Origin of the sequence: Nocardioides conyzicola, assembly GCF_039543825.1 — a bacterium.
GTDB lineage: Bacteria > Actinomycetota > Actinomycetes > Propionibacteriales > Nocardioidaceae > Nocardioides > Nocardioides conyzicola.
The window spans coordinates 2,709,140-2,722,419 of sequence record NZ_BAABKM010000002.1 but is presented as its reverse complement, the minus strand read 5'-3'; the positions used below and the strand labels follow the sequence as shown (position 1 = coordinate 2,722,419).

The 13,280-nt window shown below is 70.8% G+C and carries 10 protein-coding genes; 2 read left to right on the top strand and 8 right to left on the bottom strand.

Features of this window, described 5'->3' with window-relative positions; all coding sequences use genetic code 11:
- The first annotated feature begins 12 nt into the window (after positions 1-12).
- Together ABEA34_RS16310 and ABEA34_RS16305 are read left to right on the top strand one after the other, a co-directional pair.
- On the top strand, positions 13-1,407 hold the full coding sequence (locus tag ABEA34_RS16310) for a sensor histidine kinase (protein ID WP_345522444.1): 1,395 nt from the start codon (positions 13-15) through the stop codon (positions 1,405-1,407).
- Positions 1,397-2,134 (top strand): response regulator, encoded by a 738-nt coding sequence (locus ABEA34_RS16305; RefSeq protein ID WP_345522443.1) that lies wholly within the window; start codon positions 1,397-1,399, stop codon positions 2,132-2,134. Before ABEA34_RS16310 ends, ABEA34_RS16305 begins: the two co-directional genes overlap by 11 nt.
- 144 nt (positions 2,135-2,278) lie before the next feature.
- Here ABEA34_RS16305 and ABEA34_RS16300 read toward each other — a convergent pair whose 3' ends face one another.
- From ABEA34_RS16300 to pstC, 8 genes are all read right to left on the bottom strand, one after another.
- Entirely contained in the window at positions 2,279-3,022 is a 744-nt protein-coding gene (locus ABEA34_RS16300) for a lytic murein transglycosylase (protein WP_345522442.1), read from the bottom strand.
- 7 nt (positions 3,023-3,029) lie between these two features.
- Complete coding sequence (locus ABEA34_RS16295) at positions 3,030-3,896, bottom strand: phosphate ABC transporter ATP-binding protein (RefSeq protein WP_425576878.1); 867 nt, start codon at positions 3,894-3,896, stop codon at positions 3,030-3,032.
- Positions 3,897-4,016: 120 nt separating this feature from the next.
- A complete protein-coding gene (locus ABEA34_RS16290; RefSeq protein WP_345522441.1) occupies positions 4,017-5,750 on the bottom strand; it encodes a substrate-binding domain-containing protein in 1,734 nt (577 codons plus the stop codon).
- Between the two features lie 43 nt (positions 5,751-5,793).
- On the bottom strand, positions 5,794-6,783 hold the full coding sequence (locus tag ABEA34_RS16285; protein ID WP_345522440.1) for a sortase: 990 nt from the start codon (positions 6,781-6,783) through the stop codon (positions 5,794-5,796).
- Positions 6,780-9,374 carry a hypothetical protein gene (locus tag ABEA34_RS16280; protein WP_345522439.1) on the bottom strand — a complete coding sequence of 865 codons (2,595 nt, stop codon included), beginning with the start codon at positions 9,372-9,374 and terminating at the stop codon, positions 6,780-6,782. Before ABEA34_RS16280 ends, ABEA34_RS16285 begins: the two co-directional genes overlap by 4 nt.
- Positions 9,371-10,999 carry a substrate-binding domain-containing protein gene (locus tag ABEA34_RS16275; protein ID WP_345522438.1) on the bottom strand — a complete coding sequence of 543 codons (1,629 nt, stop codon included), beginning with the start codon at positions 10,997-10,999 and terminating at the stop codon, positions 9,371-9,373. Before ABEA34_RS16275 ends, ABEA34_RS16280 begins: the two co-directional genes overlap by 4 nt.
- The gene (gene pstA, locus ABEA34_RS16270; RefSeq protein ID WP_345522437.1) at positions 10,996-12,243 is read right to left on the bottom strand and encodes a phosphate ABC transporter permease PstA; all 1,248 of its coding nucleotides are present in this window, start codon (positions 12,241-12,243) and stop codon (positions 10,996-10,998) included. Before pstA ends, ABEA34_RS16275 begins: the two co-directional genes overlap by 4 nt.
- A complete protein-coding gene (gene pstC / locus ABEA34_RS16265; protein WP_345522436.1) occupies positions 12,240-13,244 on the bottom strand; it encodes a phosphate ABC transporter permease subunit PstC in 1,005 nt (334 codons plus the stop codon). Before pstC ends, pstA begins: the two co-directional genes overlap by 4 nt.
- Positions 13,245-13,280: the final 36 nt, after the last annotated feature.

Below are 13,280 nucleotides of genomic sequence, written 5' to 3'. Positions count from 1 at the left end.
GTGGGTCTGCTGGTGACGGCGACGTACGCGAGCATCATGCTGACCGGTGCCGGTGCCGGCGCCGGTGCGCGGACCTGGAGCCAGGCTGCGACCGCCGCGAGCCAGTTCCTGATCCCGGCCGCGCTCGCGAGTGCGGTCTTCCTCTGCGTCGCGTGCCGCATCTACCACCGGACCGGCGTCGCCTGGTTCGCGGCCGCCATGACGATGGTCGGGACCCAGGGCTTTCCCGTAATCGTGACGCCCGGCACCAAGGGGATGTCGGACCCGATGCTGCTGTGGTCGGCGATCGCTCTCGGCGCGGCGATGCTGCTGCTCGTCAGCATCGCCGACGCACACCAGGTCACGATCTCTCCCTTCCCGCTGGGCGTCGGGTTCGGGATCGCGCTGATCGTGCTCCGGGAGGCCGAGGAGGCCCTGCCCGGGACGTTGCAGCTCGCCGCACCGGCGATCCGGTTCGGGAGCGCGGTGCTGCTGCTGATCGGCATCGTGCTCGCCGTCGCCGTCTGGCGGCAGTCCTGCCTGCCCACCTCGGCCCGACGGCGGCTCGCGCCCGCGGTCGTCCTGTGGTCGGTCGCCGGCGTCGTAGGGGCGATGGGACTGACCGACAGCGCCGGCTGGTCGGTCATCGCGATCGTCGCCGCGCTGACCACCTGCGTGCTGGTGATGTCCACGTCCCTCGACCTCCTCTGGCAGGCGGTCCGTGACGACCACGACGCCGTCGTCGAGCTCCAGCACCAGCTGCGCACCCTTCGCGACCACGCCCGGGAGGGGGTGGAGCAGCTCCACGAGGTCAAGGGCACGATCGCGGGCATCGCCTCCGCCACCGACCTGATCCGGCACGAGGACCGCCTCACCCGTCAGCACCGGGAGTACCTCGCCGAGATGCTCGCCCAGGAGACGGCCCGGCTCCAGCGGCTCGTGCACGCCGGTCCGAGGCAGTCCACGCAGACCGTCGACCTCGACCAGATCCTGCGCCCCCTGCTGATGACGCACACCGTCCAGGGGCAGCAGGTGAAGTGGGAGCCGTGCGACCTCCGGGTGGCGGCCGACGCGGACGAGCTGACCGAGGTCTTGAACATCCTCCTGCACAACGCCGCCGAGCACGCGCCGGGTTCGCCGGTCCGGATCTTCACCCGGCGCGACGGAGGCACGGTCGATCTCGTCGTCGCCGACGCCGGCCCCGGCATCCCCGAGGAGCTGCGCACCCGGATCTTCGACTGGGGCTACAGCCAACCGGGCTCGTCCGGCCAGGGAGTCGGCCTGGCGATGGCCCACGAGGTGCTGGCCCGGCGCGGCATCTCCTTGGAGCTCGACCCCGAGCACGCCCCCGGCGCCGCCTTCGTGATCAGGCTCAGCACCGTCGACCAGCCGGGCCTCCCCCAGGAAGCGGCGCTCCTTGCCCACTGACCTCGTCATCGTCGACGACCCCACGTTGTTCGCCGAGTCGCTGCGCACCGCTCTTTCCTTGGCGGGCCACAGCGTCGACTGGCTGCCGGCGGACGAGGCGACCCGGGCCGGGATGCCCTGGGTCGTCGGGGACCGTGCGGCGCCGAGCGCGGCCGTCCTCGACCTGGACCTCACCCACCGCCGGTCTGCTCTCGACCTGCTCGAGCAGCTGGTCGGACAAGGAGTACGCGTCGCGGTGCTGACCGCCTCCGACGACCACCTCGAGTGGGCGAGGTGCCTGGAGCTGGGCGCCATCGGCGTGGTCCAGAAGACGCTTCCGCTCTCCGACGTCGTCGCCGCCGTCAGTCGGCTGGCTGCCGGCGAACCGGTGATGACGGAGACCCAGCGCTCCGAGCTGCAGCGCGAGGTCGACGACCGTGCTCGCCGCGAGCGCGAGCTCGAGGCCCGGTTCGCCCTGCTCTCCCCTGACGAGGCGTGGGTGCTCGGCCGGCTGATGGCGGGCGAGCTCGTGCACGACATCGCCCGGACACCCCCGGTTCGGTCACCGGGAGTCGTGCACGGCCTGGTGAACTCGGCGCTGCACAAGCTGCAGGTCGCGTCGTGGCTGGGTGCCGTCAATCTCGCCCACGAGTACGGATGGTCTCCGCCCAGCAAGAGGACGGACACCACCCGAGGGGGTCAGTCGTCCTCCTCGCCCGAGGCCGCGTCCTCGTTGCACTCGATCTGAGGTGGCTCCTCCCCGGAGGTAGCCATCACGCTCAGCTCCGGGAGCCGCGTGCCGGCGCGTGCGGAGACCGCGGCGGTCGCGGAGAGGTAGCCGGGTCGACCGCTGCCCGTGCCGGGTGGCGAATCGCCGTACGGGCGAAGGCGGCTAGCTCGTCCGGTCGGCGTACGCCGAGGCGGCGGCGTAGACCGCGTCGACGTAGGACTGGGCGTGGTTGTAGCCGAAGACCGCGTCGGCCCAGCCGGCGCCGGTGGTCAGGTCGTGACCGTCCGCGCAGAGGTAGCGGGCGGCGGCGAACGCCGCGTCGTCGAGGTCGTTGGGGTCGGCGACGCCGTCACCGTCACCGTCGGAGCCCCAGGTCTCCCAGGTCGACGGGATGAACTGCAGCGGGCCGACGGCGTGGTCCCAGGTCGGGTCGCCGTGCCAGGCGGTGCTCTCCGGGGTGGCCCGGATCGCGGCGAAGTCCTTGCCGTCGAGCGCCGGGCCGAGCACCGGCGTGGACGAGTGCCCGTCCTCGCCGAGCGTGCGGCCGCCGATGGTGCCGTGCTGCGACTCCACCCAGCCGATGCCGGCGAGCGTGGTCCAGCCGACCTCGCAGCCGCGCCGCTCGGCGAGCTGCGCGTTGGCATAGGCGCGTACGGCGGGCGCCGGGATCCCGGCCCTGCCCGCCATCTTCGTCACCCACGCGGGGTCGACCTTCGTCGGCGCGGCGGGGGCGTCCGGCTGCTTCGCCAGCTTGGTGTCGGGGCTGGGCGCCTGGACGTACTGCGGCTGCTGCTGCGAGACGACCAGCGGCGCGGGCGCGAGCAGGGTCTGGGAGAGGACGAAGCCGAGGCCGGCCACGATCGCCAGGGCGCTGGCCAGCGTCGAGATGATGCGAAGAGGGGACATCTGCCGATCAGCCGAAGCGGCCCTGGACGTAGTCGCTGGTGCGCTGGTCCTGCGGGTTCTGGAACATGGCAGAAGTATCCCCGTGCTCGACGATGACGCCGGGGGTGCCGTGGGCGGCGAGGAAGAAGGCGCACTGGTCGGAGACCCGTGCGGCCTGCTGCATGTTGTGGGTGACGATCACGATCGTCACCTCCTGTGCCAGCTCCTTCATCGTCTCCTCGATGACCCGCGTCGACGTCGGGTCCAGGGCCGAGCAGGGCTCGTCCATGAGCAGGACGCGCGGCTGGATCGCCATCGAGCGGGCGATGCAGAGCCGCTGCTGCTGACCGCCCGACAGGCCACCGCCGGGTGCCTCGAGGCGGTCCTTGACCTCGTTCCACAGACCCGCCAGGCGCAGGCAGCGCTCGATGAGTGCTTCCTTGTCGGAACGGGACGCCTTGGTGCCGGTGAGCTTCAGGCCGGCGATGACGTTCTCCCGGATCGACATCGCGGGGAACGGGTTGGGCTTCTGGAAGACCATGCCGATGTGACGGCGCGCGTCGGTGAGCTTCTTGTCCGGCGCGTAGATGTCCTCGCCGTCCAGCAGGACCTCGCCGGCCAGCTTGGCCGAGGGCACCAGCTCGTGCATCCGGTTGAGGGTGCGCAGGAACGTCGACTTGCCGCAGCCCGAGGGGCCGATGAGCGCGGTGATGCCGCCGGCGCGCATGGTCAGCGACACCCGGTCGAGCACCATGTGGTCGCCGAACCAGCAGGAGATCTCGTGGGCCCGCAGCTCGGCGAGACGGGCTGGCTCTCCCGACGCGGTCGTCGGAGCCGGACCAGCGGGCGCCGGGTCCACGCGGGGGATCACCTCGGTGGGCTGGGTGGTGCTCATGACATCAAGTCTCTCTGGTCTGGTGCGGGGTGGTGGTGCCGGTCCGGGTCGGGGACGGGTCGCGTCCCCGATCCGGACGAGGTGGTGGGCCGGACGCAGGGTCCGGCCCACCACCGTCGGTCACTTCTTGGTGATGGTGAAGCTCTTGGAGGACGCCGCCACGTTGCTGTTGCCGGCGTACTTGACCACGAGCTTGTTCTTGCCCTTCTTGAGCTGCTTCGCCGAGAGGCTCAGCTTGACCGAACCGGCCTTGGCCGTGCCGCGGGCGAGGATCTTCTTGCCGAGGCTCACGGTCACCGGGCCGGTGCCCTTGATCTTCGAGCCGCTGATCGTCACCTTGACGGTGCCGGCCACCTTCTTGGCCTTCTTGGCGATCTTCGCCGCGAAGCCCTCGGTCACCGCGGACTTCGCCTTGGCGACCGTGAGCGGGACGTCGGTGGAGGCGTCGGTGAAGTTGTCGTCACCGAGGTAGGTGACGGCCGCGTCGTACTTGCCCGCGGCCAGGGTGGCCGGAGCGGTGATGGTGGCCTTGCCGGCCGACAGGGTGCCGGTGCCGGTCCAGCTGCCGAGGTTGACCTTCACGTCGCCGGTCGGGGTGCCACCCGCGCCGGAGACCGTGACGGCGATCGAGTGCGCAGCGCCGTACTTGGTGCCGCTGGCCGTGGCCGAGACGATCGGGTTCACACCGTCGGCGTCGTAGACCGAGAGGTCCGGAGCCGCGGTCGTGGAGACCTGGGCGCCACAGGAGCCACCGTCGTTGAAGGAGAGCAGCTGCTTGAAGCCGGCGTTCTCGATCAGCGGGCGAGCGGCCTCGGAGCAGAGGAACCCGCTCTTGCCGAAGATGGCGTCCATGGCCGGCGTGCCGGCGAACCAGGCGGAGTTGTCGGTCTTGCCGGAGTTGCCGGCGTCCTTGCTGCGCAGCACGTTGAAGAGCGCACGGCGGGCGCTCCAGCCCTTGACGACCTTCACCGAGTCGACGCCGGCCAGGTTGGCGCGACCGAGGGAGAACGGGGCGATCGCGTTCGGGTCGTTGGTGATCAGCGTCGGGTCGTGCTCCTGCACCTTGGTCTTGACGCAGGTGCTCGACTCGGTCGCGCACGGCTGGTGGGTCGTGGTGTCGGCGAGCTCGATGTCCTTGCCCTGCATCGACACGGCCGTCCCGCCGTTGATCGTGTTGAGCTGGGTCTGGAAGAACGACAGCGTGCCCGAGCCGGACTGGGGCTTGAGTGCGTTGATCTCGCCGGCGGTGCCGCCGACCGCGCTCCAGTTGGTGATGGTGCCGTTGTAGATGCCGAGCACCTGCTGCGGCGTCAGCGTGGCCGGAGCGTTGGAGTGGGGACCGGTCACCATCACGAGCGTGTCGACGGCGAACGGGTAGGCCTTGAGCTGTGCCGTCACCTCGGCGTCGTTGAGGCCGCCCGAGGACCGTGCGAACGTCACGTCCGGGTTGTCCGAGGAGCCGTACAGCCGCTTCTTGCCGTCGCCCGAGCCGTTCGGCCGCTGGACCGGAGCGGTTCCGGCGCGCAGGGTGATGAAGGTGCTGGAGTCGGCGGTGCCGGGGGTGCAGGGGAACATCGCGCCCACCGGGACGGTGCACGCGTCGAACGAGGCCATCAGCGGGTTCCCGCTCGTGACACCCGCGTTGTAGCCGGCGACGGGGGTGCCGTTCACCGTCGCGCCGTTGATCAGGTCGGTCATCACGAACTGGGTCGTGTCGGAGCCGACGCCGACGTAGGCGTCGGCGGCGGGCGTGCTGGCAGGGTCCGCGCTGGCCGGGGCCGTGGCGGCGAGCGCAAGCCCGGAGGTGACCACTGCGGTCACTCCGAGTGCAGCGCAGATCTTGCGTACGGACATCAGTTGCTCCCGATCTCTCGATCTTGTTGTCTCGATGTGGCTGTCACATCAAGTTCGGTAGGAGGCGCATGACCTGGTCGGTCGTGGCCCAGGCGAGGGCGATCACGCAGGGAGTGGCGAGAACCCACACCAGCGCGGCCCGGAACCGCCGGCGCGCGATGCTGACGACGAGCACCAGCAGCGCGAGTCCGGCGAGCAGGAGGACGAGCATCGGCAGCGCGCTGGAGTCGCGTGCCATCGGCTGCTCGGACAGGGGGAGCGCGCTCCCGGCCAGCGGGCCCGCGGGCAAGGCCTTGGTCGTGATCGCGTCCACGAAGAGGGCGTTCTGGGCGCGCAGCGCGGACAGTGCGCCACTGCCCTCGGCGGTCACCAGGATGAGACGGGACTGCTTGCCCGTGAGGGGCTGCGGCACCGGGTCCCCTGCCCGGCGTACGTCCTCGACCTGGTAGGTCACCACGCCCTGGGCGTTCTGGACCGTGATCTCGTCGCCGGCCCGGAGGGACCCGATGTCGCCGAAGGGCGCGCCGTACGTCGCGGCTCGCCCCATGACCACGGAGATGCCGGCCTGCCCGGGCAGCGGCGTCGTGCGCTGGTGTCCCGGTCCGGCGAGGAGGTCACCGGACGAGGTGCCGGACACCACCACCTGCGACAGCCCGAGCGAGGGGATCGTGAGCACCGCGACCGGCGCGCCCGCGGCGAGCGGGTGGCCGTCGATGTCGACCGACCCGGTCGGTGCGGTCGCCGCCGCGACCTGCTGGCGGTACTCGTTGTAGAGGAGGTCCTGGCTGCGGGCCTGGGACAGCCCGCCGAGGACGAGCAGCTGCAGCAGCATCCACGCGCACCCGAGGGCGATGACCGTGAGAGCCGACGAGAGGATCGACAGCGCCTCCTCCGGCTCCCCGGCCCGGACCGGTCGGGTCGGACGCGTCCGGCGAGGCGGACGCTGCCGCCGAGCCCGGCGCGAGACCGGCGTCGACGGCTCGGGCGGCTGGGTCGGCGCCGGTGCTCCCGACTCTGCGGTGGCCACGCTCATCGCACACCCCTGAGCCCGAGCATCAACCGGGTGACGACGGCGACGACGCCGGCGAGCACGGCCCCGACCAGGAGGAAGGGCAGCAGCCCGCCGCCCATGGAGGAGCTGACCCGCGCGGTGTCGGCGGTCGTGATCGGGCCGGTGGAGGTCGGCGGGGCCGTCGGCGAAGCGGAGGTCGACGCCGAGGGGACGGGTGCCGTCGGCAGCGTGGACGGAGGCTCGATGGGACCGCCGCTTCCCCCGGGGCCCGCGCTGGCACCGTCCGTCGGGCTCGGCGATGCCGGCGTGCTCGGCTTCTTCTGCGCGAGGACCGCGGTGCGGACCTCCTGAGCAGATCGGTACAACGGAGCGGTCGCACCCGTGGCCGCGATGGGCAGGTAGCCGTCCGGCAGCTTGCCGTTGCCACGCCCTGCGGTCTGGCCCTCGGTCGACGACACCTGGATGAACTGCGCGACGCGCCCGGCGGACGCCTGGTCGAGGCCGTAGGTCTTGGCCGCCGTGTACACCACCATCGTGCCGGGGTAGGCGATCGGGCTCGTGCGGATGTCAGCCTGGTCGAGCTCGAACGGCTTGAGCTTCGTCGACTGCTTCGACAGCTTGAGCGCGGCGGACATGCTCTTGTCAGTGGGCTCGACGTAGCTGCCCTTCTTGGCCTGCAGGGCGGCCACCGGCAGGCCGTAGCGCGCGGCATCACCCAGGGTGACCAGGCCCAGCATGAAGCGCTGCCCGACCTCCTGGACCCCGATACGCCCGAGCTTCCACAGGCCGGTGGTGACGTCCTTCTCGCAGGAGGTCTGCACGTTGGGCCAGTTGAAGAGCATCGCCTGGGCGATCAGCCGCAGGCTGCTGACGGGAGCCGCGACCTTCGGCAGGTACGGCGCCTTGTTCTGGTCGAGGCACTCCGAGCCCGTGTTCGACGGCACCCAGGTGTCCAGCAGCGGCCAGGTGCTGACCGGCACGGCGACCTTCTTGTACGCCGGGTTGACCTTCATCCCCCACGGGTCGGCCTTGCCGTCGATGAAGGCCATCGCGTCCGCGTCGTGCGCGATGTAGGACGTCAGCTGGTCGATCACGCCCGACCCCGTGGACAGTGCCAGCAGTGCCGCGCCGGCCACCGAGGGAGTCCGGCCGAAGGCCAGCTCGAGGTCGGGGTTGAGCTTGATGAACTCGGGGTCGGTCTGCAGGCCCCACGGGTTGTCCTGGATACCGGGCCGCTTGGCGCCGACCGCGTCCCCGCCGTACGACTCCGTGAGCAGCTTGGCCAGCAGGCGGGCGTTGAGCTTCAGCGAGCCGTACTGCAGGCCCGTCGAGGGGTCATCGACGCTGTAGGCGATGCCGAAGCCGGAGACCGCGGTCGGCGCGTACCCGACGCCGGTGTCAGCGTCCTGGCGCTCGGTCACCTCGGCCGCCGCGGCCGTGCCGGCGGTCATCAGGCCGAACGCGGCCTCGTCGGGCATGGCGTTGCTCTGCCAGTTGAAGCGCGACTTGTTGAGGCAGTAGGCCGGCGACCACTGCAGCGCGGCCTGGCTGAGCAGCTCGGAGCCGTAGAACGGCACGGGAGCACCCTGTCCGAGGAGCGTGCAGGTGTTGGGCGGGAGCGCGAAGTCCAGCGGGATGCTGATCCGGTTGCGCCAGTTGGAGGCCGACCACCACAGCGAGCCCGACACCGCCTGCTGGGCACCCGTCGTGCCGTCGTTGCGCGAGCCCGGCGGGTAGGCACCGGTCTTGTTGCACGACGCGGTGGCGTCGACGCAGCTCAGTCCCATGATCGGGACGACCACGAGGGTGCAGGCGACCTTGTCGGAGCAACCGAGCGACTCGTTCTCGGACTTCGTGCGGACCTCGAACTGCGCGGTGCCCTTGCCGTCGACGCCGGTGTAGGCGAAGACCTCGTTGGGCGGGTCCACCGAGCCGACCGCCGCCTCGGGCGGCAGGTGCTCGGCGTCGCAGGCGGCGTAGAAGGTGCCGTTGGCGGCCCGGAACGGCGTGTAGTGGTACGCCGTGCTGTCCTGGCGGGTCGGGCAGCTGTCCGGCAGGTCGTCTTCGTCGACGCCCGAGACCTGGCCGGTGTCGGCCGGGTCGGCGTACCGGTCGTCACGCCAGATCGACCGGTCGGCGTCGTCGCTCTGGCTGCGCTCCTGGATGGTGTTGGTCCAGCAGGTGTCCGGCGAGATCCGGTCCGCCGCGGGGGCGTCGGGGTCGTCGACGCCGCGGCACTCGAAGATCGCGACCGGGTACTCCTGGTCGATGCCCTTCTCGCCGTACGGGTTGCCGGCGCGGCCCCCGGTCGGGTGTGCGCCGGACCAGCTCACGGCCAACCGCTCGCGGGACTGCAGGTCGGTGTGGCGGTCGACCTTGACGGTCACCTTGTTGCTCGACGTCACCGGCTCGGTGCTCGACGTCGACGGGTAGTAGTCCCGGGTCACGGTCTTGGTGGTGGACACGGAGTCGTCGGTGCTCGACGCCCGCGGCAGCGGGGTCGGTACGGCCTCCGTCGCGGGGGCCGTCAGGGCCAGGCCGCCGGCGATGACGGCGAGGGCGCCGAGGACGGCGAGCGCGGCGCGGGGACGCCGTCGGAGGGAGATCGTCATCGCGACACCTCCCGACGCCGCCGCGCGATGGCGACGTAGAGGCCCGGGAGCAGGATGATCGCGAGCAGCTCCAGCACCGCGACCCCGCTGAAGACCTTGTCGTCGCCGGTGCGCTGGGCGCTCAGCTCGACCGGGTTGGCGACCACGTCGCCGCCGCCCGTCGTCGTACCGGTCCCGCCGGTGTCGGTCGGCAGGCCGGTGACCGGGTCGACGCCGCCCGGGGTGTTCCCTGCGCCGCCGCCGGCGGTGCCGCCCGGCGTCGTGCCACCCGGGGTGTTCGAGGCGCCGCCGCCACCGCCGCCCTTGCCACCCTCGGTCGACGGCGTGTTGGTGCCGGTCTCGGTGCCGCACGGCCCCGCGCCCGCCTTGTCGCAGGACGCCGGCTTCGGCGCGATGTCCGCCAGGTGGTTGGCCTGGAGGTTGCCCTTCACGAAGGTCGGGTTGTCGCACTTCGTGACGTCGTGGTTGGTGAGGTCGACGGCGGAGTCCGCCTTCTTCAGCTTGTTGATCTGGGAGAAGCCCGCCTGGACGAGGTTGAGGGGCAGCGGCGAGTACCCGTACGGACCGGCCTTCGACTGCCCCGCACAGATCGAGTACGTCAGGAAGTCGGCCAGGGTCTGGCGCTTCGACGTCGTCATCCGCTGGTCGCTGGCGCCCGTCGGGATGATCATGTAGGAGTACGACGACAGCGGGTACGCACGCGGGTCCGGGTGGGAGTAGACCCCGTCGAGGATCTGGGTCAGGTAGTCCTTCGAGCTCTTGTCCTGGTTGATCTTGGCCTTCGTCAGGGCCACGGCCACGTTGTACTGCGTCGGCTCGACGAAGTAGCCGGCCTTGTTCTCGACCTTGACCACCGGGTAGTGGGCGTTGACCGGGTAGGAGTACTCGACGTACCCGATCGTCCCGTTGCCGGCCGCGCTGCTGATCGTGTTCATGACCTGGTCCGAGCCGGACGCAGCCACCTGCGCACCCTGGCGCGGGAACTGCGAGGTGAGCACCGCCTTGCCGCCGTTGAACGGCCCCCAGATCGAGGGGTACATCGTCGCCAGGTAGCGGGTGAACTGGGCCGTGGTGCCGGAGCCGTCGGACCGGACGACCGGGTGGATCGGCAGCGAGGGCAGCGCGTGGCCGTTGTTGTCGGCGGTGATCGCCGCGTCGTTCCAGTTGGTGATCTTGTTGGTGAAGATCTTGGCGATCGTCTCGCCCGACAGGCGCAGCGTCTTGACCAGCTTGCCGCCGACCTCGACGTGGTAGGTGAACGCCGTGCCGCCCGCGACGATCGGCAAGTACGCGTAGGGCCGCGAGCTGCTGTCTGCCTGCCCGGAGACCGGGTCGACGCCCTGGTAGGGGATCTCGGAGATGCCGAAGTCGGTGACGCCGTTGGCGAAGTCCTTGCGGCCCTGCGACGAGCCCGAGCCGTTGTAGGTGATCTGCATGCCGCTGGACGAGACGTCCGCGATCCACTGCTGCAGGATCACCTGCGACCAGGTCGATCCCGAGCCCTCGATCGAGGTGTACGAGACCGCCTGGGCGGGTCCGGCCAGGCGGACGGTCATCGCCAGGGTCACCAGGCAGCAGAGCAGCGCCATCAGGAGCAGGCGGTGCAGGCTGAGTCGGGCGGTCACGAAGCGACCTCTTCCTTGTCGTCGGTGCGGGTCTCGGCGTCCGCGCCCGGCTCGGGCGTGCGGACCGGGCGCCAGGTGGCGCGCGGCATCGCGCGCATCACGCGGGTGCCGAAGCGGGGCTTGCTGCCCGCGGGGCGGGCGAGGAGGCGGGCCGTGATGAAGAGGATCAGCACGAGCATGAGCAGCACCGCGGCGGTGCCGAAGCCGCGGGCGATCATCAGCTCCTGCCCGCTGCGGACGTTGACGTAGACCGACAGCGGCAGCGAGGTCATCACGCCGCTGGTCGGGTTGAGGTGCACGAACGACGCGTAGCCGGACGTGATCAGCACCGGCGAGGTCTCTCCGACTCCCCGGGCGACACCGAGGATCAGGGCTGTCGCCAGGCCCGGCCGGGCGGTGGGGAGGACGACGTGCCAGACGGTCTTCCACCGGCTGGACCCCAGCGCCAGGGAGGCCTCGCGCAGGTTGCCGGGCACCACCCGCAGCACGACGTCGGAGGCGCGGGCGATGATCGGCAGCATCATCACCGAGATGGCGAGCGCGCCGGCGAGACCCGAGCGCGGGTTGCCGAGCACGATGATCCAGGTCGTGTAGATGAAGAGTCCGGCGACGATCGACGGGAGGGCGGTCATCGCCTCGACGACGGTCCGCACCACTCGCGCGAAGGCTCCGCCGATCTCGGTCATGAAGATCGCCGTGCCGATGCCGAGCGGCAGCGTGATCGCGATCGCGATCGACAGCTCGACCAACGTGCCGAGGATCGCGTGCAGGATGCCGCCCTGGTCGAGCGGGTCGTCCGGCCCGACTCCGGTCATGTCGTCGGTGAAGAAGTTGATGTGGCTGAGGGCGTCCCAGCCGCGGTAGAAGACGTAGATCACCACGGAGAACAAGGTCGCGAAGACGAGCAGCGCCCCGGCCGAGATCAGCCACTGGGCGACCCGGTCGCGGACCTCCACGAGGCCGTCCGTCACGGCGGTCGTGGTCGCGAGCAGCACCAGGTTGCTGATGCCGAACACCACGACGAACCACGCGATGCCCTCGAGCGGCAGGAGGCGCTGGCAGATGATCCAGGCCAGGCAGAGGGCGCCCACGCGGGAGCCCCAGACGACCAGGAGGCTCTCGGCAGGGACCTGCCCGAGCCCGGTGCGGGGCTGCGGCGGCGGGGCGTCCGGGTCCGTCCGGGGAAGGACGGTCGCACCCCCCGGGACCTGGGTGGTCTGCGGACGATCGACGACGACGGTCATCCGGTCTCCGCCCCCGACCGGCTGCGGTTGACGACGACCGCGGCCATCGTGTTGACGACCAGCGTGATGCCGAAGAGGACGAAGCCGGCGGTGAGCAGTGCCGAGAGCTGGATGCCGGTGGACTCACCGAAGCGGCCCGCGATCAGGGCCGACACGGTCTCCGTGCCGATCTCGAGCGGACGTCCCTTGATCACGAACTCGGGACTGATGATGAGGAGCACGGCGATGGTCTCGCCGAGCGCCCGGCCCAGCCCGAGCATGGTGCCGCCGATGATGCCGCCGCGGCCGAAGGGGATGACGACGGTGCGGACCATGCCCCAGCGGCTCGAGCCCAGCGCGAGCGCGGCCTCCTTCTCGCCCGGCGGCGTCTGGGAGAACACCTGGCGCATCACCGCGCAGGCCATCGGCATCACCATCATCGACACGGCGATGCCGGCGATGAACGCGCTGGCGGTGTACTGGATCCGGTCCCACGCCGCCGCGTCCGCGTCGGCGTTGACCTGGAAGAACGGCACCCAGCCGAAGTGCTGGTGCAGCCAGTGCGCGAACTCGCTCGCGTGCGGCTGGATCAGGAAGAAGCCCCAGAGGCCGTAGACGATCGACGGCACGGCAGCCATCAGGTCGACCATCGACACGAGCGTGCCCTTGAGCCGAGGCGGGGCGTACTCGGAGATGTACAACGCCGTCGCGAGCGAGAGCGGGAAGGCGATGCACATCGCGACGACCGCCACCTCGAGGGTGCCGAGCAGGACCGCGGCGATGCCGATGGTGTCCTGGTCGGGCTGCCACTGCGTCTCGGTGAAGAAGCTGAAGCCGTAGTGCCGCAGCGTCGGGATCGACTGGTAGGCGAGGAAGGCGCCGATGCCGCCGGTGATGACGAGGACCGAGGCACCGATCGCGCGAAAGCTGTGGACGAAGACCGCGTCGACGCCGGTGGGCTTTCGCGAGATCTTGCGAGGCAGAGGCCCGGGTGGGGCCTCGTGCACGGAGTGGGTCGTCACCAGACGCTTTCTTCGGGAATTCGGGGACCGCGCACG

What these genes read in the sequence shown, in the direction of transcription:
- ABEA34_RS16300 (WP_345522442.1), bottom strand. Translation starts at nt 3,022, where the DNA reads ATGTCCCCTCTTCGCATCATCTCGACGCTGGCCAGCGCCCTGGCGATC.
- ABEA34_RS16295 (WP_425576878.1), bottom strand. Translation starts at nt 3,896, where the DNA reads ATGAGCACCACCCAGCCCACCGAGGTGATCCCCCGCGTGGACCCGGCG.
- ABEA34_RS16280 (WP_345522439.1), bottom strand. Translation starts at nt 9,374, where the DNA reads ATGACGATCTCCCTCCGACGGCGTCCCCGCGCCGCGCTCGCCGTCCTC.
- ABEA34_RS16290 (WP_345522441.1), bottom strand. Translation starts at nt 5,750, where the DNA reads ATGTCCGTACGCAAGATCTGCGCTGCACTCGGAGTGACCGCAGTGGTC.
- ABEA34_RS16285 (WP_345522440.1), bottom strand. Translation starts at nt 6,783, where the DNA reads ATGAGCGTGGCCACCGCAGAGTCGGGAGCACCGGCGCCGACCCAGCCG.
- pstA (WP_345522437.1), bottom strand. Translation starts at nt 12,243, where the DNA reads ATGACCGTCGTCGTCGATCGTCCGCAGACCACCCAGGTCCCGGGGGGT.